General features: G+C 64.3%; 29 protein-coding genes. 12 read left to right on the plus strand and 17 right to left on the minus strand.

The genetic code is table 11. The features are described from left to right. Positions 1-30: 30 nt before the first annotated feature. Positions 31-819 (plus strand): alpha/beta fold hydrolase, encoded by a 789-nt coding sequence (locus SPHPHY_RS0105850; RefSeq protein WP_028056542.1) that lies wholly within the window; start codon positions 31-33, stop codon positions 817-819. After that, positions 812-1939, plus strand: coding sequence for a PAS domain-containing sensor histidine kinase (locus SPHPHY_RS19490; protein ID WP_022685771.1), 1128 nt, complete (start codon positions 812-814; stop codon positions 1937-1939). The genes SPHPHY_RS0105850 and SPHPHY_RS19490 overlap by 8 nt, the downstream gene beginning before the upstream one ends. Positions 1940-1973: 34 nt before the next feature. Here the strand turns inward: SPHPHY_RS19490 and SPHPHY_RS0105860 are convergent, their stop codons facing one another. Genes SPHPHY_RS0105860 through SPHPHY_RS0105875 form a run of 4 tightly spaced genes read right to left on the minus strand, consistent with a single transcriptional unit; the run spans position 1974 to position 4934 of the window. Continuing rightward, positions 1974-2468 (minus strand): DUF427 domain-containing protein, encoded by a 495-nt coding sequence (locus SPHPHY_RS0105860; protein WP_022685772.1) that lies wholly within the window; start codon positions 2466-2468, stop codon positions 1974-1976. Further along, positions 2465-2827, minus strand: coding sequence for a thiol-disulfide oxidoreductase DCC family protein (locus SPHPHY_RS0105865; RefSeq protein ID WP_043130665.1), 363 nt, complete (start codon positions 2825-2827; stop codon positions 2465-2467). Before SPHPHY_RS0105865 ends, SPHPHY_RS0105860 begins: the two co-directional genes overlap by 4 nt. Then, positions 2824-4269 (minus strand): sensor histidine kinase, encoded by a 1446-nt coding sequence (locus SPHPHY_RS19495; protein WP_022685774.1) that lies wholly within the window; start codon positions 4267-4269, stop codon positions 2824-2826. The genes SPHPHY_RS0105865 and SPHPHY_RS19495 overlap by 4 nt, the downstream gene beginning before the upstream one ends. Next, on the minus strand, positions 4269-4934 hold the full coding sequence (locus SPHPHY_RS0105875) for a response regulator (RefSeq protein WP_022685775.1): 666 nt from the start codon (positions 4932-4934) through the stop codon (positions 4269-4271). Before SPHPHY_RS0105875 ends, SPHPHY_RS19495 begins: the two co-directional genes overlap by 1 nt. Positions 4935-5217: 283 nt before the next feature. Here SPHPHY_RS0105875 and SPHPHY_RS0105880 point away from each other — a divergent pair, with 283 nt between their 5' ends. The 4 genes from SPHPHY_RS0105880 (at position 5218) to SPHPHY_RS0105895 (ending at position 9925) form a co-directional block, all read left to right on the plus strand. Further along, positions 5218-6291 carry an ABC transporter substrate-binding protein gene (locus SPHPHY_RS0105880; protein WP_022685776.1) on the plus strand — a complete coding sequence of 358 codons (1074 nt, stop codon included), beginning with the start codon at positions 5218-5220 and terminating at the stop codon, positions 6289-6291. Next, the gene (locus SPHPHY_RS0105885) at positions 6288-7766 is read left to right on the plus strand and encodes an OprO/OprP family phosphate-selective porin (RefSeq protein WP_022685777.1); all 1479 of its coding nucleotides are present in this window, start codon (positions 6288-6290) and stop codon (positions 7764-7766) included. Before SPHPHY_RS0105880 ends, SPHPHY_RS0105885 begins: the two co-directional genes overlap by 4 nt. A 156-nt stretch (positions 7767-7922) precedes the next feature. Then, a complete protein-coding gene (locus tag SPHPHY_RS0105890; RefSeq protein WP_022685778.1) occupies positions 7923-9230 on the plus strand; it encodes a CitMHS family transporter in 1308 nt (435 codons plus the stop codon). Between the two features lie 26 nt (positions 9231-9256). Beyond that, on the plus strand, positions 9257-9925 hold the full coding sequence (locus SPHPHY_RS0105895; RefSeq protein ID WP_022685779.1) for an alpha/beta fold hydrolase: 669 nt from the start codon (positions 9257-9259) through the stop codon (positions 9923-9925). 94 nt (positions 9926-10019) lie between these two features. Here SPHPHY_RS0105895 and SPHPHY_RS20900 read toward each other — a convergent pair whose 3' ends face one another. Continuing rightward, the gene (locus SPHPHY_RS20900; RefSeq protein WP_156025031.1) at positions 10020-11192 is read right to left on the minus strand and encodes a helix-turn-helix transcriptional regulator; all 1173 of its coding nucleotides are present in this window, start codon (positions 11190-11192) and stop codon (positions 10020-10022) included. A gap of 130 nt (positions 11193-11322) precedes the next feature. Between SPHPHY_RS20900 and SPHPHY_RS0105905 the strand changes: the two genes are divergently transcribed. Continuing rightward, a complete protein-coding gene (locus SPHPHY_RS0105905) occupies positions 11323-11898 on the plus strand; it encodes a PEPxxWA-CTERM sorting domain-containing protein (protein ID WP_022685781.1) in 576 nt (191 codons plus the stop codon). 110 nt (positions 11899-12008) lie between these two features. Here the strand turns inward: SPHPHY_RS0105905 and SPHPHY_RS0105910 are convergent, their stop codons facing one another. The 4 genes from SPHPHY_RS0105910 to SPHPHY_RS0105925 form a co-directional block, all read right to left on the minus strand. Beyond that, the gene (locus SPHPHY_RS0105910) at positions 12009-12230 is read right to left on the minus strand and encodes a hypothetical protein (RefSeq protein ID WP_022685782.1); all 222 of its coding nucleotides are present in this window, start codon (positions 12228-12230) and stop codon (positions 12009-12011) included. Between the two features lie 19 nt (positions 12231-12249). Then, positions 12250-12771, minus strand: coding sequence for a GAF domain-containing protein (locus tag SPHPHY_RS0105915; protein ID WP_231370366.1), 522 nt, complete (start codon positions 12769-12771; stop codon positions 12250-12252). A 142-nt stretch (positions 12772-12913) separates the two neighbouring features. Continuing rightward, a complete protein-coding gene (locus SPHPHY_RS21850; protein WP_022685784.1) occupies positions 12914-13084 on the minus strand; it encodes a hypothetical protein in 171 nt (56 codons plus the stop codon). After that, positions 13077-13298, minus strand: coding sequence for a hypothetical protein (locus tag SPHPHY_RS0105925; protein ID WP_022685785.1), 222 nt, complete (start codon positions 13296-13298; stop codon positions 13077-13079). Before SPHPHY_RS0105925 ends, SPHPHY_RS21850 begins: the two co-directional genes overlap by 8 nt. A gap of 194 nt (positions 13299-13492) precedes the next feature. Between SPHPHY_RS0105925 and SPHPHY_RS22240 the strand changes: the two genes are divergently transcribed. Then, positions 13493-13999 carry a hypothetical protein gene (locus SPHPHY_RS22240; RefSeq protein WP_196802130.1) on the plus strand — a complete coding sequence of 169 codons (507 nt, stop codon included), beginning with the start codon at positions 13493-13495 and terminating at the stop codon, positions 13997-13999. 95 nt (positions 14000-14094) lie between these two features. Here SPHPHY_RS22240 and SPHPHY_RS19505 read toward each other — a convergent pair whose 3' ends face one another. The 5 genes from SPHPHY_RS19505 to SPHPHY_RS0105960 all read right to left on the minus strand — a co-directional run bounded on the left by SPHPHY_RS19505 (position 14095) and on the right by SPHPHY_RS0105960 (position 19796). Then, positions 14095-16845, minus strand: a complete 2751-nt coding sequence (locus SPHPHY_RS19505; RefSeq protein WP_081645254.1) for an EAL domain-containing protein — start codon at positions 16843-16845, stop codon at positions 14095-14097. A 221-nt stretch (positions 16846-17066) separates the two neighbouring features. Then, positions 17067-18146 carry a tyrosine-type recombinase/integrase gene (locus SPHPHY_RS0105945; protein ID WP_022685788.1) on the minus strand — a complete coding sequence of 360 codons (1080 nt, stop codon included), beginning with the start codon at positions 18144-18146 and terminating at the stop codon, positions 17067-17069. 169 nt (positions 18147-18315) lie between these two features. Next, entirely contained in the window at positions 18316-19281 is a 966-nt protein-coding gene (locus tag SPHPHY_RS20905; RefSeq protein WP_022685789.1) for a MerR family transcriptional regulator, read from the minus strand. 117 nt (positions 19282-19398) lie between these two features. Next, positions 19399-19587: a hypothetical protein gene (locus SPHPHY_RS0105955; protein ID WP_022685790.1), complete on the minus strand. Its 189-nt coding sequence runs from the start codon at positions 19585-19587 to the stop codon at positions 19399-19401. Next, a complete protein-coding gene (locus SPHPHY_RS0105960) occupies positions 19584-19796 on the minus strand; it encodes a hypothetical protein (RefSeq protein ID WP_022685791.1) in 213 nt (70 codons plus the stop codon). The genes SPHPHY_RS0105955 and SPHPHY_RS0105960 overlap by 4 nt, the downstream gene beginning before the upstream one ends. A 452-nt stretch (positions 19797-20248) precedes the next feature. Between SPHPHY_RS0105960 and SPHPHY_RS21320 the strand changes: the two genes are divergently transcribed. Together SPHPHY_RS21320 and SPHPHY_RS0105970 are read left to right on the plus strand one after the other, a co-directional pair. Next, the gene (locus tag SPHPHY_RS21320; RefSeq protein ID WP_156025034.1) at positions 20249-20437 is read left to right on the plus strand and encodes a hypothetical protein; all 189 of its coding nucleotides are present in this window, start codon (positions 20249-20251) and stop codon (positions 20435-20437) included. A 2-nt stretch (positions 20438-20439) separates the two neighbouring features. Next, the gene (locus SPHPHY_RS0105970) at positions 20440-21009 is read left to right on the plus strand and encodes a hypothetical protein (protein ID WP_081645255.1); all 570 of its coding nucleotides are present in this window, start codon (positions 20440-20442) and stop codon (positions 21007-21009) included. Positions 21010-21043: 34 nt separating this feature from the next. Here SPHPHY_RS0105970 and SPHPHY_RS21865 read toward each other — a convergent pair whose 3' ends face one another. Beyond that, positions 21044-21754 (minus strand): hypothetical protein, encoded by a 711-nt coding sequence (locus SPHPHY_RS21865; RefSeq protein WP_156025035.1) that lies wholly within the window; start codon positions 21752-21754, stop codon positions 21044-21046. Positions 21755-21901: 147 nt separating this feature from the next. Here SPHPHY_RS21865 and SPHPHY_RS21870 point away from each other — a divergent pair, with 147 nt between their 5' ends. Together SPHPHY_RS21870 and SPHPHY_RS21875 are read left to right on the plus strand one after the other, a co-directional pair. Then, complete coding sequence (locus tag SPHPHY_RS21870; RefSeq protein WP_156025036.1) at positions 21902-22255, plus strand: hypothetical protein; 354 nt, start codon at positions 21902-21904, stop codon at positions 22253-22255. 113 nt (positions 22256-22368) lie between these two features. Further along, entirely contained in the window at positions 22369-22569 is a 201-nt protein-coding gene (locus tag SPHPHY_RS21875) for a hypothetical protein (protein ID WP_156025037.1), read from the plus strand. An 11-nt stretch (positions 22570-22580) separates the two neighbouring features. On the opposite strand, the gene SPHPHY_RS21880 is transcribed toward SPHPHY_RS21875, so the two are convergent. Then, positions 22581-23600, minus strand: a complete 1020-nt coding sequence (locus SPHPHY_RS21880) for a hypothetical protein (RefSeq protein ID WP_156025038.1) — start codon at positions 23598-23600, stop codon at positions 22581-22583. A 181-nt stretch (positions 23601-23781) separates the two neighbouring features. Further along, positions 23782-24192, minus strand: a complete 411-nt coding sequence (locus tag SPHPHY_RS21885) for a hypothetical protein (RefSeq protein ID WP_156025039.1) — start codon at positions 24190-24192, stop codon at positions 23782-23784. Between the last annotated feature and the right edge of the window lie 54 nt (positions 24193-24246).

A 24246-nucleotide genomic window follows, 5' to 3' on the forward strand; every position in this document is an offset into this window, starting at 1 on the left:
CCCGGAGCCGGTCCGGCGGTTGGGGGCAATTTGTCGATCTTACGACGCAACAATGTGCGGATCGCCGGCAGCGGCGAGCGCGCGATCATCTTCGCGCACGGCTTCGGGTGCGACCAGAACATGTGGCGCCTGGTAGCGCCGGCGTTCGAGCGCGATTTCCGCACGATCCTGTTCGACCACGTCGGTGCCGGCGGATCGGACCTGTCGGCTTACGAGCCGGCACGCTACGGGGATCTGTCGAGCTATGCCGCTGATGTAGGCGAAATTTGCAACGCGCTCGACCTGCGCGATGCGATCTTCGTCGGACATTCGGTGAGCGCCATCATCGGCGTGCTCGCCTCGCTCGCCGATCCGGCACGCTTCGCCGCACTGGTGCTGGTCAGCCCATCGCCGCGCTACATCGACGACGGCGCATACAAGGGCGGGTTCTCGGCCGGCGACATCGACGAGTTGCTGGCGTCGCTGGCGGACAATCACCTCGGCTGGTCGGCGATGATGGCGCCCGTCATCATGGGAAATGCCGACCGGCCCGAATTGGGCGAGGAACTGACCAACAGCTTCTGCCGCACCGAGCCTTCGATCGCGCGCGATTTCGCGCGGGTGACGTTCACGTCCGACAATCGCGCCGACCTGTACAAGGTGACGACGCGCACGCTGATCCTGCAATGTCGCGAGGACGCGATCGCGCCGGTCGAGGTGGGGCAGTACGTGCACGACGCGATCGCGGGCAGCACGCTGGTGATCCTCGACGCCACCGGGCATTGCCCCAACCTCAGCGCACCCGCCGAGGTCGTCGCTGCAATCCGCGCCTTTGTCTGAGGCGCTCGCGCTCGATGCGCTTCCCTGCGGCGTGCTGACGGTCCGGGCCGACGGCATCGTCGCGCATGCGAACCGGCGCATCGCCGAGTGGCTGGGGACGGACGCGACGGCGCTGGCCGGGCAGCGGCTTAGCCGGTTGCTGGGCGTACCGACGCGCATCTTCTACGAGACCAATATATCGCCGCTGTTGCGGATGCAGGGGTTCGTCGATGAGGTGGCGATGGATTTCGTCGCGAGCGGCGGCGCGAAGGTGCCGTGCCTGGTCAACGGCGCCGAGCAGCGCGACGCCGATGGCACGCTGGTCGCGACGCAGTTCGCGATCTTCCGGGCGGCCGAGCGGCGGCGCTACGAACGCGCGCTGATCGACACGCATCAGGCCAGCGAGCGGGTGGTGCTGGCCGAGCGGGCGACGTCGCATCTGCGTGAACAGTTCATCGCAGTGCTGGGCCACGACCTGCGCAACCCGCTGGCCGCGATCGACAGCGGGATCCAGTTGCTGGTGCGGCGCGAGGCCGTGAGCGAGCAGGGGCAGCAGGTGCTCTCGCTGATGCACGGCAGCGTGATGCGCGCGTCGGAGCTGATCGACAACGTTCTCGATTTCGCGCGCGGGCGACTGGGTGGAGGACTGGGCCTCAGCCGCGATGCGACTGCGCCACTGGCGCCGGTGCTGGAGCAGGTGGTCGCGGAGATCGTGTCGGTGGCACCGGACCGGATGATCCGCAGCGAGATCGCCATCGTCGATCCGGTCGATTGCGACCGGGCGCGGATCGGGCAGATGCTGTCGAACCTGCTCGGCAATGCTGTGACGCACGGGTCACCGACCGAGCCGATTACGGTGCGCGCGTGGACCGGGGAGGGCCGGCTCACGATCGCGGTCGCGAATGGCGGCGCGCCGATCGACGAGCCGACGCGGCAGAAGTTGTTCCACCCTTTCTTTCGCGGCGAGTTGCGGCCGAACCAGGACGGGCTCGGGCTGGGGCTGCACATCGCCTCGCAGATCGCCGCTGCGCACGGCGGCACGCTGGACGTGACGTCCGACAGCCGCGAGACGTGCTTCACGTTCGTGATGCCGGTGCGGCCGGATGAGGAAGGCCAGGGGCGCGGCGAAGGTCAGTGCTGAAGATGCGTCAGCATCGCCCGCGCGCAGACGACGGTCACCAGCCGCGGCTGCCGGGGATGCCCTTGAACGGACCGACGACGCGGGACGTGATCCAGCCGCCGTAGAACTCGCCGGGCTGCGGGGTCACGGTCTCACCGTCGACGGTGCAGCGGTCGAATGGGGCGGCGTAGAAGGAGACGTGATCGCGCAGCGCCGCGAACGCCGGGGTGGGGTTGGCGTAACTCCAGCCGACGCGCGGCAACACGAGACCGCCGACGACGACGTCCCAGTAAGTGGCGGCGCCCTTCCACTCGCAAAACGAACTACCGTCCGCGCGGCGCAGCACGCCGGGGGCGATGTCCGCGCGCGGTATGTAATAGCCGGGCGGATGGCTCGTCTCCAGCGTGCGGATCGCGGCGCGCGTCTCGGCGATGATCCGGCCGCCGTGCTCGATCCGGATGTGTGCGTCGGTCGGCTGGGCGATGGCAGGGCGCGGGTAGGCCCAGACGCTCTCCTGACCGGGGGCGGCGGGATCGGGACGCGGCCTCATGACGGTAGCACCCGTCGGGCGGCGCGCTGCAGCGATGGCCGGAGGCGCAGGAAGCCGAGATAGCCAATCTCCAGCCCGCGCAGCATGATAGGGGCACGGGCGAGCAAGCCGAGCGGCCGGAGCAGCGGGATCGCGCGCCACATCGCCGCGAAGGCCGCAGCGCCGGAAAGCAGTTCGCCATCCTCACGGGCGTGGAAGCGGGCGAGCAAGGCACGCCGATCGAGCGGGCAGGTGTCCGGGCCGGACGTGCTCGCATCGACGAAGCGGATTGCGCCGCGCGTGTCGAGGCGGCGCATCAGCGCAATTTCGGCGCGGCAGAGCGGGCAGGCGCCATCGTGCCAGACGGTAAGGTCGGTCATCGGGAGCATATGGTGACGTTCGAGCCCGTTGCATCGGCGATTTCGACGCGCCGGTGCGCGAAAACGAGCCGAACGATCAGGCCGGGTGCCGCATCGTCCATCGTGACGCGCGCGCCCATTCGCGCCGCGGCGGAGCGGACGACCGCGAGGCCGAGTCCGCTGCCGTCCGGGCCGTCGGCGGGGGCGAGACGGACGAAGCGGTCGAAGACGCGCGCGCGGTCGGCGGCGGCGATGCCGGGTCCGTCGTCGCGCACCGAAAGCTCGACCGCATCCTGATGCACGACGATCGCGACCGTCACGTTGCCGCCGCGGCGATTGTAGCGGATCGCATTGTCGACCAGGTTGCTCACGATCTCGACCATCATCGTGCGATGCCCGGTGATCCAGGCCGGGGCGTCGTCGGCGTCGAGTTGCAGTTCGACGCCGGCCGCGATCGCCTCGCCGATCCGGCGGCCGATCACGCGCACCGCGACCTCGCGCAGGTCGACACGTTCCTGCGGGGCGGAGGTCCCGGCTTCCTCGGCACGGGCGAGCGCGAGCAATTGGACCAGCAGCCGTTCGAGCCGGGCGGCGGCGTCGGCGATCTCGTCCAGCGCGCCCGGCGCGCCGCGCCGCGCCAGCGCGACCTGCACCTTCAGCACCGACAGCGGCGTGCGCATCTGATGCGAGGCGTCGGCGGTGAAGCGGCGCGTCGCGGCGGTGGCGGTGTCGAGTTGCGCCAGCAATCCGTCGAAGGCGTCCGACAACGGGCGCAGCTCGAGCGGGAGCGGCCCGGCGTCGAGCGGCGAGAGATCGGGCGCGGCCGGGCCGTCGCGCGCCTCAACCGCCCCGCGCAGCCGCGCCAGCGGGCGCAGGCTCCATCCGAGCGCCGGCCGCAGCAGCAGCACCGCGGTACCGACCAGCGCCACTTCGCCGAACAGCAACGCGAGCAGCAGCCGCCGCTTGAGCGCGCTGCGACCGTCGAGCGTCTCGGCGACCTGGACGATCACCGGCCGTTCGATCGCGGGGAGAGCGCGGCGCACCTCGGCGATGCGGATCGGCTGGCCGCGATAGGTGGCGAAGCGGAAGCGCGGCTGGTCGATCGCGAGGTCGGCGGGGTCGGCGGCGGGCAGATCGGCATAGCCGGTGAGGAGCTCGCCGCCGATCGCGATGCGATAATAGACGTTGTCGCGCTCGCTGTTCTCCAGCATCCCGAACGCAGCGGGCGGCAGGTCGAGCGTTACCTCGCCGCGTTCGACCTGGACCGTCTCGGCGATCGCACCCAGCGCGCCGCCGAGCACGCGATCGTTGGTGCGGCGTACGACGTCGGCGATCAGCGCGGCGCCGACGATGCCCAGCACGATCGCGGCGCCCAGCAGCGGCCCGAGCATCGCGACCAGCAGGCGCGTGCGCAACGCGATGGCGCCACCGCCGCCGCCGCCACCGCCGCCGCCCGCCGCCATCAGCGCGCGTCGATCATATAGCCCACGCCGCGCACGGTGCGGATCTGCGGCCCGTCCGCCCCGAGCTTGCCGCGCAGGCGGGTGACGTGGACCTCGATCGCGTTGGGGCCGACCGGCTCGTCATAGCCGAAGACCTCCGCGAGCAGCAGTTCGCGCGGCACGACCTGCCCGGCGCGCGTGGCGAGCGCATCGAGCACCGCCCATTCGCGGCGGCGCAGGTCCAGCGCGCGCCCGGCCACCTCCGCCGCGCCGCTCGAGCGGTTGAGGGTGAGCGCGCCGATCGTCACGACCGGCACCGGATCCCCGCCGCGCCGTCGCCCGAGTGCACGCACGCGCGCCTCCAGCTCGGCGGGATCGAAGGGCTTGCGCAGGTAATCGTCGGCGCCGAGATCGAGCCCGCGCACGCGGTCGTCGAGCGCGTCACGTGCGGTGAGCATCAGCACCGGCACCTTCTCGCCGCGCCGGCGCAACCGTTCGAGGACGGTGAAGCCGTCGATGTCGGGCAGCCCGACGTCGAGGATCAGCAGCGCATATGGCTCGGCCGACACCAGGCCGAGCGCTTCCTCGCCGCTGGCCGAGTGATCGACCGCGTGCCCGCCGGCGCGCAGCAGCGCGGCGATGCTGCGCGCGAGCGCCGCATCGTCCTCCACCATCAGGATGCGCACGAGCGGTTTCCGATCACGTCATGCCATCGGCACGGCGAGGATGCCGATCCGCCGGGCGTCGCGGAGAGGGCGCGATGCGTGGGTGTCGCCATCGACGCGCACCGCCGCGTCGGACCGAAATCATCCCGCCGCGAAGCAGGCGCCCGCGGGGCAATGCCGGCGGCGCGACGTGGCCGGAGACCGCTCATGCCGCGATCCGGTGAAAGGTTGCTGACAGGTCCACCCGATACTCCACGATCAGAGCTTATCCGAGCGAAGACGCGGAAAAGCGAGAGGAGCCGGGATGCGAAAGATCCTATTTGTAGCAATTGCCGCGGTCGCGACCGCCGCGCCGCTTGGCGCGCAGCAGCGCCCGACCGGTTATCCGCGCGCCTATGACACGCTGATCGCGGATGCGCGTGCGGAGCGCGTCCTGACGATCTACGGCAATGCCGATCGCAGCGAGCTGGTCGACGTGGTCGCCGCATTCCGCCGGACCTATCCGGGAATCGCGGTCCGCTATGCCGATCTCGGCTCGACCGAAATCTACCGCCGGCTGGTGCGCGAGACGCAGGCGCGGCGGCCGTCCGGCGACCTGATCTGGTCGTCGGCGATGGACCTGCAGATCAAGCTGATCAACGACGGCTATGCGCAGGGTTACGCCAGCCCGGAGAAGCCGGCATTGCCGCCCGCCGCGGTGTGGAAGAACATGGGCTATGGCGTCACCGCCGAGCCGATCGGCATCGTGTACAACCGTCGGCTGATCCCCGATGCAGCGATGCCGCGCAGCCATGCCGCGCTGGAGGCGCTGCTGCGGCGTCGCCGCGCGCTGTTCACCGGCAAGGTCACGACCTTCGACCCGACGCGATCGAACGTCGGCTATCTCTATCTGGCGCAGGACATGGCGATCACGCGCGACAGCCGGACGCTGTTCGCGGCGATCGCCGCGACGCGGCCGGTGCTGCAGGCGAAGACCGAGCCGATGCTGGCGGCGGTGATCGCGGGCAAGCAGGCGATCGCCTATAACGTCATCGGCTCCTATGCGCTGGAACGCGCCAAGCGCGTGCCGCAGCTCGGCGTCGTCTTCCCCGGCGATTACACGATCGTCACCTCGCGGATCGCGTTCATCGCCCGCGACGCGCGATCGCCCGCCGCAGCAAAGCTGTTTCTCGATTTCCTGCTGTCGCGCCGCGGGCAGACGCTGCTGGCGCGGCGCAGCCTGTGGCCGGTGCGCACCGACGTGCGCGCGCGGCGGCTGCCCGCGGCGCAGGCGCGGCCGATCCGCGTCGGGCCGCAATTGCTCGTCCATCTCGATCGCATCACGCGCCAGCGCTTCCTGCGCGAGTGGCAGGCGATCCTTTCCGGAGTGTCCCGATGAAGATCCTGCGTACCGGCTGCGCTTTGTTCGCGCTTGCCGTCGCCACGCCCGCGCTGGCGCAGACGCCCAGCCAGGCGGAACTGGCCGACCTCGTGCGGGCGCAGGCCGCCGAGATCGCGTTGCTGAAGGCGCGGCTCGATCGCATGGAAGGCGCGCAGCAGGCGGCCGTCGCCGCGGCGCCGATCCCGGTCACCCCGCCGCCGCAGGTGGCGCAGGCCGCGCCGGTGCCGCGCGTCACCGTGCCGTTCGCGCCGCAGCTCGCTCCGCCCGGCCCAGCCGAGCGCAGTATCGCGCAGGCGACCGCATCGCGCGACAATCCATCGGGCGTGACGACCGAATGGGGCGCGGGGTTGCCGGTGTTCCATTCCGCGGACGGCGTCTACACCTTCAAGCCGCGCGGCCGCATCCTCGCCGACGTCAGCTCCACCTTCGGGTCGAAATCGGACACCCGCAACCTGACCACCACCGGGATGCGCGCGCTGCGCCTCGGGCTCGAGGGCGGGGTAGGGCCGCACTTCTTCTACCAGATGGAGGCCGACTTCTCGGAGAACGAGGTCGACGTGGTCACCGCGTTCATCGGCTGGCGCAACCGGATCAACGCCGCGTTCGACTATGACGTGCGCGCGGGGCACCTGTTCAACGATCGCGGCTTCGAGGGATCGACGGGATCGGACTCTACGCCGTTCCTCGAGCGGACCGCGGTGGCGACGGCGATCATTCCGCAGCGCGGCTTCTACGGGCTGGGCGTGATGCCGCGGCTGTTCTGGAAAAGCGGTCACGCCTCGCTGACCGTCACCGGCGACCGGATCGACGGCACGCAGGCGGTGAGCGACGGGCGTACCGTGCTGGGGCGTGCGCACTGGAACCCGGTCAAGACCGACGACACGGTGCTGCACCTCGGGATCTGGGGCTTCGACGAAAGCCTGTCGCCGGCGGCGACGACGCTGACGCGCAACACGGTGATCGGCGGTCGCTTCAACGGCGGCCTGCGCGTCTCGTCCGGGCCGTTGCCGGGCGGGACGGGGACGACCGGCTATGGGCTGGAACTGGGCGGCTATCGCGGGCCGTTGTGGTTCATGGCCGAGGGCGGCCGGCGCCGTGCGCGGCTCGACGGCGGGCGCGCCGATTTCGTCAGCAAGGCGTGGAGCCTGTCGGGCGGTTTCTTCCTGACCGGCGACCTGCCGCCGTACAATCCGCGGCTCGGCAGCTTCGGCCAGCCGCGCGTCAAGCGCCCGACCTTCGACGGTGGCCCCGGCGCGATCGAGCTGACCGCGCGCTACGAGAACCTCGACTATACCGATCTGCCGACCGGTGGCGAGGGATGGGCGGGGACGCTGGGGGTCAATTGGTACCTCAACAGTTTCACCCGGCTGCAGCTGAACGCCATCCACTGGCACACCGACAATCGCAGCGGCGCCGTGACCGGCAGCGACGACGGCCAGACCGTCAGCGCCCGCGTCGGCGTCACCTTCTAGAGCGGGATGAGATCGGGTGGATCCGTCATTGCGAACGCGGCGAAGCAATCCCGAGCCGGACCAGGACGCCCAGGATCGCTTCGCTGCGCCCGCAACGACGAATGTCCGGTTCGCCCGGATCGCGTTCAAGCCACAACTATCAACCAAGGACTTGCCATGAACCTGGCTTTGCTCGGCTTCCTTATGGTGGCCACCTTCATGACGCTCATCATGACCAAACGGATGACGCCGCTGGTCGCGTTGATCGTCATCCCGACGCTGTTCGGGTTGATCGCGGGACAGGCGGCGGGCCTGGGCGCGATGATGATCGACGGGATCAAGAACCTCGCGCCGACCGGCGTGATGCTGCTGTTCGCGATCCTCTTCTTCTCGACGATGACCGATACCGGGCTGTTCGATCCGCTGGTCGGGCGGTTGATCCGGCTGGTGCACGGCGATCCGACCCGGATCCTGCTGGGCACCGTGGTGCTGTGTGCGCTCGTCAGCCTGGATGGCGACGGATCGACGACGTACATCATCACGATCGCCGCGCTGCTGCCGCTCTACAAGCGTTACGGCATGAACCGGCTGTACCTGTGCTGCCTGTTGATGGCGACCAGCGGGGTGATGAACCTGACGCCGTGGGGCGGGCCGACCGCGCGCGCCGCCAGCGCGCTGAAGCTCGATCCCGCGACGCTGTTCCTGCCGCTGATCCCCGGCATGATCGCCGGGCTGGCGTCGCTGCTGGCGCTGGCGGTGTGGTTCGGTCGCAAGGAGCGGACGCGGATCGGCGCGGTGGAGGCGCGTGACGAGGACGTCGACTTCACCGGCATGGCGGTCTCGCAATATCCCGAGGCGCGTCGCCCGAAGCTGATCTGGTTCAACGCCCTGCTGGTCGTCACGCTGCTGACGCTGCTGGTGTGGGGCGTGCTGCCGCTGTCGGTGCTGATGATGATCGCCTTCGCGATCGCGATGATCGTCAATTATCCCGGCGTCGCCGAGCAGAAGGAGCGGATCGCCGCGCATGCCGGCAACGTGCTGTCGGTCGTGTCGCTGATCTTCGCGGCCGGCATCTTCACCGGCATCCTCGGCGGCACCGGGATGGTCGAGGCGATGAGCAAGGAAGTGGTCGGCATGATCCCGCCGGCGATGGGGCCGTATATGGCGCCGATCACCGCCGCGCTGAGCCTGCCGTTCACGTTCTTCATCTCCAACGACGCCTTCTACTTCGGGATGCTGCCGATCCTGGCGGAGGCGGGTGCGCATTACGGGGTATCGCCGACCGCGATCGCGCGCGCGTCGCTGATGGGGCAGCCGGTCCACCTGCTGAGCCCGCTGGTGCCGTCGACCTACCTGCTGGTCAGCCTGTGCGGGATCGACCTCGCCGATCACCAGCGCTTCACGCTGCTGCCCGCGATCATGGTGTGCGTCGTGATGACGCTGGTCGGGCTGATCGCCTTCGCCTTTCCGTTCGTCGCAGGATGAGCGCCACCCTTCTCCGGAGATCCGACGTGGACCGACCGCTCGTACCGCTGATGCTGCTCCCCGCGATGGGCTGCGACGGGCAATTGTGGGCGCGGCAGATCATGGATCTGGGCGACGTGGCACAGCCGGAATTCGGCGACCTCTCGCAGGACGAGACGATCGCGGCGATGGCGCGGCGCGTGCTGGCCGACGCGCCGGCGCGCTTCGCGGTCGCGGGTGTGAGCCTGGGCGGCTATGTCGCGATGGAGATGGTGCGCCAGGCGCCCGGGCGGGTGAGCCGCATCGCCTTGTTTGGGGTGCGCGCATCGATGGAGGCGCGCGCGCGATCGGTGCGGGATCAGGGCGCGCTCGCCACCGCGCCGCATGCCGATCCGCAGCTGTCCGCGATCGTCAGCGGCCCGGCGCAGGCAATGGCCGAGCGCGTCGGCCCGGCGGTGTTCGCGCGCCAGCAACGTGCGTTGCTCGAACGCCCCGACATCGCCGAGGCGATCGCCGCGATCCGCGTGCCTGCGCTGGTGGCGGTCGGCGACCGTGACCGGATCTGCACGCCGGCCGACGCGCGCGCGCTGGCGGCGTTGATCCCCGACGCGCGCTTTCACATCGTCCGGTCGTGCGGGCACCTGTCGCCGATGGAGCGGCCGGGCGAGGTGACGATGCTGCTGCGGCGCTGGTTGATCGGCGAGCGATCGGCTTGAACGCACAAGCGGCACGTCGCCGCGCGCCGGGTGTCATTGCCGGCCATCCCGTCGGCTCGCTTCCTCTCATCGCCGCATGTCCGGGCGAGGGCGGCTAGTCGATGCTTTCGATCGCATGCCGGATCTGATCTGACGGCGTCGCTGTCTCCGGGCTGACGCTGTGGGCACGATGTTGACGTACCTCGGCCGGCGTAGACCCGAAAGCCTTGCGGAAGCTCCGCAACAGCGCAGCCTTGTCACGAAAGCCATATCGCGCGGCCAGCTCGTTGAGCGTGCTGGTGTTAAGCGGGTTGCTCACCGCGCGGTGAGCAGCGCGAAGACGCCGCATACGATCATAAGCAAGAAGGCCCCCGTCGCGCTCGAACAAGCGGTACAATACAGATCGCGAGATACCGAGGGCAGTGGTGATGCCCGCGATCGACAACGATCCTGGTTGTTGCGCGGCGACATAGGCCTTCGCCGAGGCGAGCAAGGAGATATGCTCGGTACGCCGGTTGGCGCCCGCCTGTATCATCGCGGAGGCGGCGAGATCACGCAGGATAGTTGCATAGAGCGGCGCGCTACTCGCCGTCGCAACAGGGAAGAACCGGATCATCTCCAGCGCCACGTCATGCAGCAAGGTCAGCTCGGGAACCGGGGCAAGCGGCCCCTGTGCGGCGACGGGACCTACGACCTCTTCGAGGAAATCGCGCGAGAAGTACATAATCAGGCAGCGGATGCGCGTCGATGTGGCGGTGCTGGGCTGGCTATAGTCGCGCAGGAACGAAACCGGCGCGTTCAGTTCCATCGTCCCGCCATCCGCCTCGAACGACATCGTGCCTTCGATTAGCTGGACGAGTTGCAGGTAATCGGCTTCGACCGCGTTGACGAGCGCCCGGTCGCGTACCGCGACGAAGGGGTCGACCTCGATCAAGGTGATCTGAAGCCCGCCAAGGTTCCACAGGTCGCCGCGCGCGAGAAAAGGCCCCGGCACAACCTGTTGCAGTCGCGCGCCCCGCGAATGCGCGGCCCAGTATGCGAATTGCTCGTCCTCCGGCAGGGCGGACGTGTCCATGGCGATCTTCGGGATGGAGCTGCGCGAATCAATGTGCATTGCAGATCCAGGAAGGTTGATCGTCAGGCGCTCTGTCCGGCAGGCGACGCGTGCACGCAAGTCGCGGATCGGGATCGTAGAAAAAGAAGCGAACCGCGTCTTTTGAGAGCCGATGGCTCCACCTTGCCCGGCCAGCGAACCTGGAATCCCGTGGATGGAGGCCGGTAGTCCCAACCAAGTAAATTCCCCGCGACCTGCAATTCCCGATCGCCTATCGGCCCAGTCATCTTACGAGAGGGCGGCGCCGGAAATAACCCGGTCGATGTCTTTGCCCTCGGCAAGACGTTATGAGGGGGACATATAAATGCTAGCAAAAATCGGCGCGGCCGTGCTCGCGCTCTATCTGGGTGTTCTGGCGCTTCCAGTGCAGGCTGCTGTCTTCGAATGGAAAATCACCGGCGCTTTTTCGGGTGCCGGCATGCTGACGACAACGGACCAGCCCTTCAGCTATGATATCGACGAGCCGCCGACGGGCCAAAGCGTTGCAGGCTATCTCGTGACGTCGATGACGGGGAAGTTCGGGGGACCAGCCGTCTCACTCGTGGCGGCAGATCCGGAAAAAGGTCCGTACTACGCCTCGAACCTGATTTATCCCACCGGCACCAAGCCGATGATCGATGAGAGCGGTCTGCTTTTCAAGAATGCTACGCGCACCTATAACCTGTTCGCGAGCCAGACCTGCGGCGGAGATACTGGTGAGTGCAGCATGATCCCCCGGATCGGCTACCCCGGTATCTCTGGCGGTAGCAGGCAGGTCGCTCTGACGATCACGGCCGTTAAGTCTGCCGTTCCCGAGTCCGCGACCTGGGCGATGATGCTTCTGGGCTTCGGTGTCGTGGGTTATGCGATGCGTCGCAAGCCCGCGCTACAACTCGTCTGACGTCATCAGTGATCGTGTAGATAAAGGCCGCGGGAGCCATCCTGCGGCCTTTCGCGTGCCCGGTGCAGCTTCATCCGTCTTGATCCGGCAAGCGAGCGCTGGCGGGTGGATCAGTCGCAGACGAGGCCAGCGCGTTCGTGCTGCCAGCCCGCAGCTCCGTCCTGCCCGACCGTCAGCAAATGCGACGAGAACGGTCTGGCCAACGCGACGCGATCGTCGAACGAGCACGTCAGCCAGCGGTCCTCGTCTTCCTCGTCGAGGAGGGCTAGCGTCGCCTTCGGATGGATCGGCGCCACTAGAGTGTCTGAGATGACCGTCAGGAAGGCGAACACCGCGAGGTTCGACGGCGCCTCAATGGGCAGTTGACACACTTGCCTGCCGACGTCGTTCCATCGCTTCCATCACCTTGACGGCCAAGCTCTCCAGCTTCACCGTCTCCTCGGCTGTCAGAACTCTTCCCGGCTGTGTGCCGATCACGCAGAGGGTGCCAAAACCCACACCATCGGGCGTTCTCAGCGGTGCGCCGGCATAGGAGCGGATGCCGGGATCTCCCGTCACCAGCGGATTGGAGGAGAAGCGGTCATCGACGGTCGTGTCGGGCACCGAGAATACGCCCTGTCCTCGAATGGCGTGAGTGCAGAAAGAAATCGAGCGCGGCGTCTCTGATGGTTCGAGACCAACCTTGGCCTTGAACCACTGCCTGTTCTCATCGAGCAGTGAGATCAGCGCGATGGGCGTCCCGAACGTCCGTGCAGCCTCTCTCACGATCTCGTCGAACTCAGGTTCGTTGGGGGTATCGAGGATACCGTAGCCGGACAGCGCCGCGACACCTGCCCGGTCCGAGTCATCTAGCTGATGGAGAGACATAACCATCCTGCCAATGTGGCCCATACCCAAGAATTTCCGGTTAACGCGCCTCCGGACCGGCGAAACTCTGGCGACGCAGCATGCCCATGTTTCCACCAACCCGGCGACAAGCCAGCGGTGCGCCGCCACTCAGCGGCAACCGCAAGCATCAGTAAAGCCGCAGACGGTCCATCATCTGCTGCACGCTTTCAGGAGATCGATCGAGCAGGCGTGAGACCTCCGCCGGGTCATCACCTGCCGCCAAGCGGTTTCGCAACGTGGTGATGTCGGACTGTTTCCAGCGACGGTGCGCCAAGGCCCTGGCGTCTTCCTCAGCCATTCTGAACCCATGGCGTTCGGACGATCGTGCCGGCAATCATTTCGTCGGCGAACATCCTGCGCATCAACTCAGCGTCCGCGATGTGCGTGAAGACGACCCTGGTTCCGCCTGCCGGGATCGTCTCAATTGCACTGATGGAGACTCCGCTTGCCGCCGCCCGTGCCTGGACCTCGGCTTGCGTGGCAGTCACGTTGATGGCTCGCGACATGGTCATTCTCCGGTGAGTTTTGCATCAAGCAGCGGTGGCCACTGTGACGTGTAAGTGCGGACGATCGCGGCCGCTTGCGCTCCCCACAGCGTTACATAGAGTAGCGCGGACGACAGGGGATGTTGATCGGTTGTCGTCCTGCCGGTAAGCGGAAGCACACAGTTCCTCAGGCGGCCAAGCCTGCGACGAAGAAGTCGGCGATGTCCACATCGGGGCATCGAGTGCTGGAGCGGGAGGGCTCAGGTGACCTCGCCGGACGGTTGTTTCAGCAATCCGTGCGCGATCGGCCTGAGATCCCGCGTCTTGAGCTGTGGCGTGATTATTTCAGCTTTGTCACGATCGAGACAGGATTCTCCTTCAACGACGCTTTTGCCGCGATGGTTTTCACCTTCTCTGCCTTTGGCTTCCGAATTTCCTTGCTCGACTTGCGCTGGCTCTTCGCCATGCTCGTTTCCTTTTGGGCGAGGCGCCCACCCCTCTTTACACGTTTTGCGGCGGCGACCGCATGGGAAATTACAACGCGGACTTGCGCGGCTTTCACCTCACTTGCACTGTGGCGGATAGGCCGGTGTCCGAGGCGGATATTGCGTATCCACTATGATCGAGTGGCCATCGCTGCCGGCCGAGGCTTCGGGCATCTGGACCGGACGGGGGTGGTGAGCACGTCAGATGCGCGTCTGGAGTATCGACCTCGCGCGCCGCAATGATCGCTGCGCTACGATCCATTGCGAGGAGGCCGCCCATTGCGGCAGCTGGTGATGGATCAGATCAGGTGGCCCGATGCGTCGGCTTCGCCCATCGTTCAGGGACGGATCGCCGGCTGCCGCGCGTGAAGGAGTTCGGCCGCTTGGTCGGCCGGCATCGGACGTCCGAACAGATATCCTTGCGCCAGAGGACAATCGCGGGCCATGAGATATGCCGCCTGGGCCTCTGTCTCCACCCCTTCGGCGACGACCGTGACGCCGAGTCGTTGCGCCAGACTCAAGACCGCATCGACGATTGCCGCGCCGCCAGGATCATCCAAAAGGTCTGCCACGAAGCCGCGGTCGATCTTGATGGTATCGACCGGAAAGTCGCGAAGATGCTTTAGCGAGGCATAGCCGGTGCCGAAGTCATCGAGAGCGATGCTGATCCCCGCGCGGTGGAACGCGGCCAGCGTGTCACCGACCATTTCGCCTCCCCGCCCCAGAAACACCGTTTCCGTTACTTCCAGCTCGATCAGGTTCGCTGGTAGATCGTGGGCCCGCAACTGCGCCATGACGCGATCGAACAGGTCGCCACGTCGGAACTCGGCCGAGGAGAGGTTCACCGCAACCGGAACGAGTGTCGCACCGTCGGTTCTCCATCTTGCCAGATCCAGGCACACCCTCTCCAGCATCCGCTCGCCAAGCGCGCCTGCGATCGCAAGATCGTCGAAGGCAGCGGTGATCGTGTCCGGACCCTGGACCCCGAGTGTATCGTGCCGCCAACGCAGCAACGCCTCGAAGCCCGACAAGCTACCGTCGGTAAGCCTCACTTTGGGTTGGTAGTATGGCATGACCCGATCGTCGCGCGTTATCATACGAGCCAGCGACAACATCGACGCGCGGCGCTGCATCCCGGCGCGCATCTCCGGCCTGAACATCGACACGGTTCCGCGCGCGCCGGCTTTGCCGGCATAAAGCGCTATGTCGGCGGACTTTAGTAGATCGGGAGCATTGCGCCCGTCGCGGGGGAACACGACGGCGCCGGCGGTCGCCTGGCAATCCATGGTCATCAGTTCCGCCTCCACCGGCTGGCGAAGCAGTTTCAGCGCCGCGGCGAAGCGCTCCTGCGCGGCCTCAATGGTGTCCGCCTCCACGATTGCCGCAAATTCGTCACCCCCGAGGCGGGCGACCAGCGCCTCTTGCCCCAGAGCGTTTCCGAGCCGGTCCGCGACGGTGCACAGGAGCCGGTCGCCAGCGTCATGCCCGATCGTATCGTTGATGTCCTTCAGATGATCCACATCGAACAAGGCGAGTGCCAGCACAGTACGACAGTCGCCGTCCTGCCTTGCGATCGCCTCTTCGAGCATGAGGCTGAACGCCGTGCGATTAGCCAGCCCCGTGAGCGGATCGTGTTCCGCTGCCCAACGTATCCGCTGCTCGGCCGTGACGCGCTCTGTAACATCGCGGACCGTCACCAGCACACGCTCGATACGATCATTGGCGGCCTTCACCCGCCATCCGCTTGTTTGTATCCAGCGGATCGCGCCGGTGTCAGCCCGGCTGATCCGCAGCGTCACGTCGAAACGCGCAGCCGCACTCCCGTCGGGAAGAGCATCGATCAGCCGCTGCAGCAGCGGCCGATCTTCCTCGATGACCAGCGCCAGCGCATTCGCCGGATCGGCCGCTACGCCGTGCCCGAGGCCCAACATCGACCGAAATTCGTCCGACCACGTGAGATGCCGAAGCACGGCATCATAATCCCAGATGCCGATCCCCGCTGCTTGCGCCGCAAGACGGAAGCGTTCCTCGCTGACCTGCAACGCTTCCTCGGCACGTTTGCGGTCGTGAATATCCTCCAGTGTACCGAACCAGGCCAGAACGAGGCCCGACTCGTTCAGATGCGGCGACGCGCGCGACCGAAACCATCGATAGTGCCCGTCATGGGACCGTAGTCGGTAATCGATTTCGATGGGGGAGCTGGTGGCGATCGCGTGTTCCCAGGCACCGAGTGTCTGCTGGATGTCGGCCGGGTGCAACGCGTCGACCCATCCGCTGTCGAGCGCCCGGGCCCGGTCGATGCCGGTGATTTTCTCCCATCGCGAGCTGACCGTCCGTATTGCCCCACTCGGATCTGCGCTCCAGCTGATATGATGCGCAAGTTCGACGCTGAGCCGATAGTGATCCGTCGCGATTTCCCCATCACGTTCCCGGTCGGCGTGCATCGGAGCCAGAAGTTGCGACGCCGACGAAGCTGAGCCAGCCTTAAGCCCGTGCGTGTCCTGCTCTGGCCGCTCCATCATGCTTTCCCCCGCATTTAACCGAGTCGTATCACGGTGGCATCGTAAAGTCGTGAATTTACCGGTGGTTAGGTTGGTGTAGTAATGCTGCGCCGCCGCAATGTTCCGGGGCGCTTCATGGCTGGCAACGTCCGCCAACGACGAAGACGGTGCTGCTGCTACCGCTCGTCTGGCACGACCCAGACCACCTTCCATCCTTACGCACGGCATCAATCGGGCGTGGTCGTGCGAACTCTCCTTGATGGCAGGAACTTTCGAAACTGTTACCGCGCCGCGGATCTCGTCCAGCGTATGTTCCGCTGCGCGCTGGCGCTCCGGGACAGCCTCACGCCGACCCCGAACGATCCGCCGGATTGCGATAGCCGCGAGGCGATGGTGCGGGGCCGTCTCCGACCCTCCGTTGTCCGGGAAGTGCGCGAGAACATTCAGCGGCGACGCATTCGCGCACTGGAGCGTCCATCGTCTGTCGGGGACGGTTTGAATCCGGCCGATCGTCACTGCATCGCCGCGCCGGCACGAAAATGCAGACAATGCCCGTCGCAGGCTTGCGGCCGCCACCCGCACCGCCATTGTACGCGCATGCTCGGGCACGTTGTCGCAAGGATCGGCAGGGGCTGGTGGTGCTTTCCTTGGAAAGCTGGTGCACCCGACTGGATTCGAACCAGTGGCCTCTGCCTTCGGAGGGCTCGGGATTGCCGCTTTTCTGCGGTTTTTCATAGCGCGTTCCTCCTTTGGACGCGTGAACAGGGCGGGAACTGACGTTCGAAGCTGACACATAACTTGCACGGCGCTCATCGCCTGTTCGCCGCCTTGAGAGCGTCTTGCATGAAGTCCGGATGGTGGTGCGCGTAGAGCTCGGTTGTGCGGGTGTCGGTGTGCCCGAGCCAGCCGCCGATCAGGTGAAGCGGCACGCCTCGCTGCGCCATCCAAGTGCCGCAGGTATGCCGCAGCGTGTGGGGCGTCACGCCTGACAGGCCGGCCCGCTTGCACGCGGAGCCGAAGCTGCCGTTGCCGCGCGACTCAGCGGTACCGTCCCAGCCGCCACCGATATCTTTGATTCTCGCGCCGCTATCGTGAACCACGTAGCCGAGATCATCGCCGCGCTTTCGAGCCAAGCGGAGGAAGGTCACTAGCCGCGACGGAATGGGCTGCCCCCGAACGCGGCGCTTTGTCGTGCGACGGGTGCCGATCGGTGCAAAATCGATGCGTTCGTTATCGAGGTCGACCTGAGGCCAGCGGAGATCCAGGATCGCGCCCGGTCGAGCACCAGTATAGAGCGCGATGACGATGTAGAGCGGTAGGTAGAGGCGAACGTCACCGCGGCCGGTCCTGGCGGCGTTGAGTAGGCGAGCGGCTTCGCGGTGTGTCAGCCATCGATCCTTACCTTCAGGCTTCTCGGGCAACTCGACGTGCGGAACACGGGTAAGCCGCCCCTCCTCGTGAGCGAAGTTGAGCGCGGCCCGGAGTGTTGTCAGCTCTCTGCGCATCGTCGCCGGCGCGCGCTTGCGCCACGTCGCGTAAGCCCGGCAGGTCTGCTTGGTGATCGCATCGACTGTCTGGTCGCCCCAGAACTCGATTAGCGGTACCAGCGCATAGGCTATCCGCGCAGGATCGGCGGTGTGCGGCGCATGCATGGTCGCATAGAGATCAAGCGCGAACGCTATCGGGTAAGCGCTTGGGTCAGCGGGACCACTCGGTCGCTCGGCGATGTGCCGTTCTCGAATGAACTCGGCAAGCTGCGCTTCAGCCTCTCGGCGGTCTGTCGTGCGAGTGCTGCGGCGCCGCTTCTGACCCCCTTCGTACCAGACGATGTAGAGTGAGGGTCGCCCGTCAATATCTTCGATGCGGGCGCCGAGGTTGGGGCGGGGCATTGGATCTCCTCACGCGCTGCGATCCACGCCAGCGCTTTGTCAGGGTCGAACAGGAAAGCCTTGCCCAGCTTTACCGCTGGGAGACCTTGATGGCGCATCGTGCGCACAGTGCGTGCGGAAATCCCGCCGATTGTCTCGGCTAGCTGCTCGGCCGTCTGATAACGGCCCGTCACGATGCCGCACCCGCTGCCTCAACTTGCTCGAACCCTGTTCCTAGCGCTGCCGCGATCGCTGCCGGATCAACACCGGGCGCATGAATGTCGAAGTCATCGTCCTCGGTCTCACCAAGTCGCACCTCGGCCTCGATCCCCGCACGAGCAAGGCGAAGCTGGATACGTCCTGCCTCTCGCTGTCGCCTGTAGTACGCTGGCGACTTGAGCCCCCAAACCCGCTGAAACGCGCCGGACACAGGGATGAAAATTGCCGTGCCGAAGTCCTCGGGATTCTGGTCGTTAATACCGCCGAAGAACGAGCCGTCCTGGCCGAACGCGACGCGCCAACTTTCATCCGGGTTCAACGCTAGCAGCCAACTGTATGAGCCAGCGTAGCCTGGTGCGAGAATGTCGTAGACAAGGTCACCGTAAAGGTTGGCAAGATCTTCTTTGCCAGGGCCGAGCCTCTCGGCAACGGCAAGGATCGCTTCATGGCTGTCGTGCTCGCAGTTCCATAAAACCTTGTTGACGACCTCGTCTTCCGACTCAGCCGGCCGGCTGGCCGCCAGCCAGTCGCCGTATGCATTCCCACGAAGACCCGCTGGAGGCTTGTCGTACGGTCCCCTCAACTTGATCGGAACGGGCGTTCCCGCGCGAAAAAGGGACAGCTGCGTAGCGAGCCGTGCTGCCGTCACATAATTTGAAGGATGCAGTTCTCGCTTCGCGCCTAATTGCGCAGCTGATTGCAGAAGCGCAGCTAGTGAGCGCAACGATGAGATATTCAGGCGAAAGGCGCGCAACTCACCGAGAATTGCTGCGATGTTCACCTGCACCCAATCGAAGCGCCTATGGCTGCCCTTACCTGTCCCGCCCTCAGCAGGGATTAGAAGGCCCTCTCGGTTCCAGTAGTTGAGCGTGGAGGAGTCGACCCCGGTCAGCGTCGCGATCTGGGCTCGGGTGTAAAGCTGGGATTGCGGGTTCATAACATTCTAAAAGCACATCGTGCGCTTGATGTAAAGGACTATCGTGCGTTTGGCGGGGCAATGCCATTGCCCCGCCGACGATCGTCCGTAATTCGGACGAAGGGGCGGGGCAGGGCGTCAGGCGCGCTCGTGCGCCTTCAGCCAGTCGGACAGACCATCGAGGCTTTCGTCCACGAGGCAATAAGCACCGCGAACTGCCTCGATGTTCTCGCCTTTGTCATGGCTCAGCATCATGCGCAGAACGCCCTCTGCGCCACGGAGGCGGTGCTTGATGGCGTGCAGCGCTTCTTTGTCGTCGACGGTCATGCCGGCTTCCTTTCGATCGCGTCGGAAAGGTCGTGAAGGTCGAGGCTTACCTGGTCGGCGAGGTAGCCGAGCCCCTCGCACGCCGAAGCTGCAGACGATCCCGCAACATCGATGTGCAGCGACTTGGCGAGCATCGCCGCCATGCCGCCGATCATCGATGCACGTTCAGCGAGTGTCCGCGCCGACTTCGCCTGATCGTCTCGGCTCATGACGTTGTCCCCAGATCATCTTTGTAGAGGGCCGCCTCGAGACCCGACAGCATCTCACTCACGCGAGCGAGTGCGATCTCCGCGCACACCGTTGCAGAAGCGAGGTCATCGCGGTCCCCAGAACCGCTTGCCATGGCCAGAACTGCGGCGACAGATGTGACGTTTAAGGCGGCGTCTGCCGCCACTCCCGCGAGCCGCCTTGCGGCATCTTTCTGCGCCGGGCTCATGCGCGCCTCCCGAAGCTGGCGGCGAGGCTGCCGGCGGGCGCAGGGAAGTGTGGTGCGTCGCTACGTGTCATAGCGACACCGATAGACACGCACGCGGGCTTGGCCGGCACACGGGCCGGCTGTAGGAGACTTGTAGCCATTTCGATCTCCATAGGATCGGTTGTGGTCAGAGCCGGCGCGAGGTGTAGGAGCCTTGCGCTGGCTCGCCTTTTATGGTTGCTAGAAATGATGAACGCAACTGAAAAGATGCAACCAAAAAAACGCGGACGCCCGGCGATCGGGCAGGGCGTGCCGATCCAGGTCCGCCTACAGCCGGATCAGCTTGCGGCGCTCGACGGGTGGATCGCCCATCAAGAGCCAACGCCGTCGCGCCCGGAAGCGATCCGTACGCTCTTACGCCAAGTTCTTGCCTGAAGATGGCGGATGCGACTGCATGGATCTCGGCCGGCGCGGCAGCTGTGCAAGCTGTCGGTGCTGTGGCTGCTATTTGGTACTCGGGTAAGCTCGCGCGAGAAGCCGCCTCGCGCGAAAAGGCTGCCGACCAAGCCAACGCACGGCGGATCGAAGAGGCAAATGCAGCTGCCGCTGAACAGCGCCGGCTCGACTCCGAAGCGGCGGAGCTGCGTGTTCTAGAGGAGCAGCGGGCGAGGCACAACGAACCAATCGTAAGCGGCGTCGATGCAGCGACGCTGGCGCTTGAAGAGATACGACTCAGCATGGCTGAGCACGAGCGGCTGATTGATGACGCCTCATCTCGTCAGCAATTACCCGGAGTTAAGCAACAAATTGCCGAAACTCGCATATACGCTCTATCTCAATATACCGATGACGTGAAAGCCGCAGCGTCTTTGTTAAAGCTCAGTGAGCTTGTAAAGACGCGCCGTTCGGCAGCGTTTCTAACATCGCAAGATTGGCATAACATACTAAAGGAGCAAATTGCTATGATAGAGGAGCAGATCTCCGAGACTTTGCAGCACCTCTGGTAGGCAAATGGCTAGTTCATAGCTGTATAGCATTCGCCTAATCGCTAGTGAGAGCGGATTCTCTTAGTCTAACGTCGAAAAGATCCTCCCCGATAAGCGGGAATCCGTCCGGGTATTGGTGGATTAGAAGGTCAGCCGGGTGCGTTCTACCGCGCAGCACCGCATAAGCAATTAGACCACCTCGGACCCTAATCAATTGTGTCCAGAGTCCGTTCTTGGCGGTAAATTGAAAGTCCAAATCCTCGATAAAAGGTGCGATCTGATAGATCGTTCTGCCGGTGCCCGGAGTTAAATATCCAAGACCCAGGTTTATTCCCGCTCCGGCGAGATGGAACTCCTCTGGGCTAATCATCCAAACTCTAACATCGTAGACTGGATATTCGCCGCTATGGACCAGAAAAGGATTCACCTGCACATTTCCTTGAGCAAAGCTTGGAGAAAAGTAACAGAAAGCGTCGCCCCCTGTCGTCACGCCTTCCAGCCTATCTGTTGAGGTGTCGAGGCGATCGAGAAGTAAACTTGTTCTTTGCTCAATAAGAGCAAAAGAGCTTTCAGCTTTCGCCTGTTTCTTTACCCGAAGAAATTGACCGGTTGCCCAAGACGACAAAAAGAATGAGCCGCTGAAGCCCGCCACTATCTGCGAAGCCCCCATAGCTTGGCTAGAGTACACGTTCCAAGCTGTCCAGCTACCGGCGATTACCGCCGGGATCCAAAATTCGCGCGCTAATTGGATGAAGGTGTGACGCATGAGTTCAGTATGCCCGGGGCGGGCGGGCCACACCAGCCCAACGCTCGCTTAGCTCGAACGAGTCGGAACAAGCGACTGTAAATTATCACGCTAGGGCCGCCTCGGCAGACGCGCTAGCTTGCCCGAAGAACTTCCGGGGAAGCAGATATGAGATCCGTCTTAAAAGCCGCCGCCGTAGCATCGCTACTGATGGCTATCCCTACAGCGGGAGCCGAGCCAATTGTTGGCGGTGGCTATGCCGATTGCTCGGTCTTGCTCGACAACAATGCGTTCAACGTCAATCAACCCAATATGCAGTGGCTTCTAGGCTACCTCTCGGGTGCGGCTATGTCGGCAGAAGCAATGAATCAGGTCCACCACGTTGCTAGTGATCTGCCCGGCGCTGTATCCGACTCATCCGCGGCGACACTTGTCACTCGTGCGAGACAACTTTGCCTTAATGACCGGTCCGACAAGCTGTGGCAGGTGGCTACGGCAATGATGATCGATTTGGGACGGTAACCCCCCCCCCTGCGCGATCGCCCATACTGCACCCACCGGATCCGATTTGCTCGGTGCCTGGATTGCCGCGAATTAGCCGATGAGTCGGCGAGAGGCTATGCGCCGGACCCTCAATGACTAGCGACCCGCCCTCAAGCAGCTTCACCGCGATCCCGCCGCCTTACAGCGTCACAGCCTTAGCCGAACGTTGGAGCTGCTCGGAAGGCGTGATCCGCAAACAGCTGCAATCCGGCGCGATCGGCCATTTTCGGATTGGTACTTTGATCCGCATTCCGGATGCTGAGGTTCGGCGAATCGAGGATGAACTGGCATGATCGTTGTGCACCTAAAGGGGCCGATAATAGAAAACGATGCTTCGCCACTCTCCTTCTTTTAGCGCATCTTCAAACGAACGGCTTTGCGGAGCGCTAGTTCTCTCATTCCAGTACGCAGCCAGCATCCTGCGGTGGTATGAGGCTCGAAATTTTTCTTTAACGATTCTGTCGATACCATGCGTGTCGTAGGCGGTGACGTGAGCGGCAAATTCCCAGTGCTTGTTGGGCGGACGCTGCAGCCTTACTACGACATCATTAAATTCTCGGAGCAAATCCGCAAGATTTTCGGAAGATCCTAGCTTCGTCGGCGAATCTGCTCCCCTAAGTACGATTTCGATAAGCTTTTCTGCCTCATGGGGCATTCTGATAACAAGGCGATCAACATCGATATGGCTATCGTTAGACAGCCTGATCCTATACTCTGCTTGCTCTTCAAAAAATGGGTTCTTGATGAAGGCACTGCCGTAACGGGCGTCACGGTGCAGGCCGACGAAAGAGGCGCTCTCATAAGACACCCCCCGATGCCCAATTTGCGAGCAGACCTGCCCAACAGTTTTGCCGCTTAGCTCGCTAGGGAAGATAATTTGAGCTTCAGGAAGGAGCTTCGTAAATGCCTCTATGTCCGAAATTCTCACGGCAGAATTGTAGCCGGGATATCCATCATGCTCAGCAGCGAAGACAGGTGCGAGGTCAGCAAGGCGGCCATAAGCTAAACTAAGAACAAAGCCGTTATCTTCGTTAATATGCGTTATTGAGATAGAGGCATTTGATTTCTCGTCTACGAAAACGCCCTGCTCTAAAGCTAAAGCACGCTTCTCCGAGTTGTCGACATGTATACTTGGAAATTGGTGTGACGTGACACCTTCATTGGCGTCGCCTATGAAGCGGCTGCCGCTTAGATATTCTAGCAGCCTGTAGTAGTATAGCGATCCAAAGGCAAACACCCCCGAGGCGACATCATCGAGGCGTTTGTGCTCAACGAATTTATAGAACCCCTTCGCAGGCAAATCGGCGCTCCCTAAATGCTTCATAGAAGCACATCGTAGGCATAAAGAGGTAATCGTGCCAATACCTGTTTATGTGCAACCGCTACCGCATGACCGGGGCGCAGATCGCGCTGTCCGCCTGCTCCGGCTCTGGTCGATTAGCTTAGTGGAGGCTGGGCCGGCTGCCGACCAGTCATATTGAGGGGATTAAGCTCAAACTTAGGGTTTAAGTCACTCGAAGGGCTCGTAGGACGATCGCAGCTGAGTAGCTTGCCTGCGAAAACGAACCGAAAAGCGTAATCTTGCGTGGGTTTACTAAATCAACCTGTACTCGGTAGGCAACATCGATTGCAGTAGACGACCAAGGTGTTTTACCGTCACGAGAGATACGCATAGAGGCAGCGCACTCTACTGCCTTCTCCTCTGGTTGGCTGCGCAAGGCAGTGGCTTCTACAGCTATCAGGCTGACTCCTGGCTTGGTCCCACCCGGTAGAATAGCGGTGTTGAGCTGTTCGAGGACTTCCGGCGACGTGCAGACTTCGGCCTTGCCGGCGGCCACAAGCTCGACTGTCGTCGGCTTGTCGCAGGCGTAGAGGAGCAACGCAGCCATCAATATCCAGACGCGCCAATATCTCATGATTGAACCCTTCAATCCTTTGTGCGTGCGGGAATTGCACTCCAACTTCGAGAT

The sequence above is a fragment of the Sphingomonas phyllosphaerae 5.2 genome (assembly GCF_000419605.1).
In the GTDB taxonomy this organism is placed as follows: Bacteria; Pseudomonadota; Alphaproteobacteria; order Sphingomonadales; family Sphingomonadaceae; genus Sphingomonas; species Sphingomonas phyllosphaerae_B.

Excerpts from the sequence above, each read along its gene's own strand:
- SPHPHY_RS21885 (WP_156025039.1), bottom strand. The coding sequence starts at position 24,192 with ATGAGATATTGGCGCGTCTGGATATTGATGGCTGCGTTGCTCCTCTAC.
- SPHPHY_RS0105885 (WP_022685777.1), top strand. The coding sequence starts at position 6,288 with ATGAAGATCCTGCGTACCGGCTGCGCTTTGTTCGCGCTTGCCGTCGCC.
- SPHPHY_RS19505 (WP_081645254.1), bottom strand. The coding sequence starts at position 16,845 with ATGGCGGTGCGGGTGGCGGCCGCAAGCCTGCGACGGGCATTGTCTGCA.
- SPHPHY_RS20905 (WP_022685789.1), bottom strand. The coding sequence starts at position 19,281 with ATGAACCCGCAATCCCAGCTTTACACCCGAGCCCAGATCGCGACGCTG.
- SPHPHY_RS21320 (WP_156025034.1), top strand. The coding sequence starts at position 20,249 with ATGATGAACGCAACTGAAAAGATGCAACCAAAAAAACGCGGACGCCCG.
- SPHPHY_RS0105970 (WP_081645255.1), top strand. The coding sequence starts at position 20,440 with ATGGCGGATGCGACTGCATGGATCTCGGCCGGCGCGGCAGCTGTGCAA.
- SPHPHY_RS0105955 (WP_022685790.1), bottom strand. The coding sequence starts at position 19,587 with ATGACCGTCGACGACAAAGAAGCGCTGCACGCCATCAAGCACCGCCTC.
- SPHPHY_RS21880 (WP_156025038.1), bottom strand. The coding sequence starts at position 23,600 with ATGAAGCATTTAGGGAGCGCCGATTTGCCTGCGAAGGGGTTCTATAAA.
- SPHPHY_RS0105905 (WP_022685781.1), top strand. The coding sequence starts at position 11,323 with ATGCTAGCAAAAATCGGCGCGGCCGTGCTCGCGCTCTATCTGGGTGTT.
- SPHPHY_RS0105925 (WP_022685785.1), bottom strand. The coding sequence starts at position 13,298 with ATGACCATGTCGCGAGCCATCAACGTGACTGCCACGCAAGCCGAGGTC.
- SPHPHY_RS0105880 (WP_022685776.1), top strand. The coding sequence starts at position 5,218 with ATGCGAAAGATCCTATTTGTAGCAATTGCCGCGGTCGCGACCGCCGCG.
- SPHPHY_RS21870 (WP_156025036.1), top strand. The coding sequence starts at position 21,902 with ATGAGATCCGTCTTAAAAGCCGCCGCCGTAGCATCGCTACTGATGGCT.
- SPHPHY_RS21865 (WP_156025035.1), bottom strand. The coding sequence starts at position 21,754 with ATGCGTCACACCTTCATCCAATTAGCGCGCGAATTTTGGATCCCGGCG.
- SPHPHY_RS0105915 (WP_231370366.1), bottom strand. The coding sequence starts at position 12,771 with ATGGTTATGTCTCTCCATCAGCTAGATGACTCGGACCGGGCAGGTGTC.
- SPHPHY_RS21875 (WP_156025037.1), top strand. The coding sequence starts at position 22,369 with ATGACTAGCGACCCGCCCTCAAGCAGCTTCACCGCGATCCCGCCGCCT.
- SPHPHY_RS19495 (WP_022685774.1), bottom strand. The coding sequence starts at position 4,269 with ATGGCGGCGGGCGGCGGCGGTGGCGGCGGCGGCGGTGGCGCCATCGCG.
- SPHPHY_RS0105890 (WP_022685778.1), top strand. The coding sequence starts at position 7,923 with ATGAACCTGGCTTTGCTCGGCTTCCTTATGGTGGCCACCTTCATGACG.
- SPHPHY_RS0105945 (WP_022685788.1), bottom strand. The coding sequence starts at position 18,146 with ATGCCCCGCCCCAACCTCGGCGCCCGCATCGAAGATATTGACGGGCGA.
- SPHPHY_RS0105860 (WP_022685772.1), bottom strand. The coding sequence starts at position 2,468 with ATGAGGCCGCGTCCCGATCCCGCCGCCCCCGGTCAGGAGAGCGTCTGG.
- SPHPHY_RS21850 (WP_022685784.1), bottom strand. The coding sequence starts at position 13,084 with ATGGCTGAGGAAGACGCCAGGGCCTTGGCGCACCGTCGCTGGAAACAG.
- SPHPHY_RS0105960 (WP_022685791.1), bottom strand. The coding sequence starts at position 19,796 with ATGAGCCGAGACGATCAGGCGAAGTCGGCGCGGACACTCGCTGAACGT.
- SPHPHY_RS22240 (WP_196802130.1), top strand. The coding sequence starts at position 13,493 with ATGTCCACATCGGGGCATCGAGTGCTGGAGCGGGAGGGCTCAGGTGAC.
- SPHPHY_RS0105865 (WP_043130665.1), bottom strand. The coding sequence starts at position 2,827 with ATGACCGACCTTACCGTCTGGCACGATGGCGCCTGCCCGCTCTGCCGC.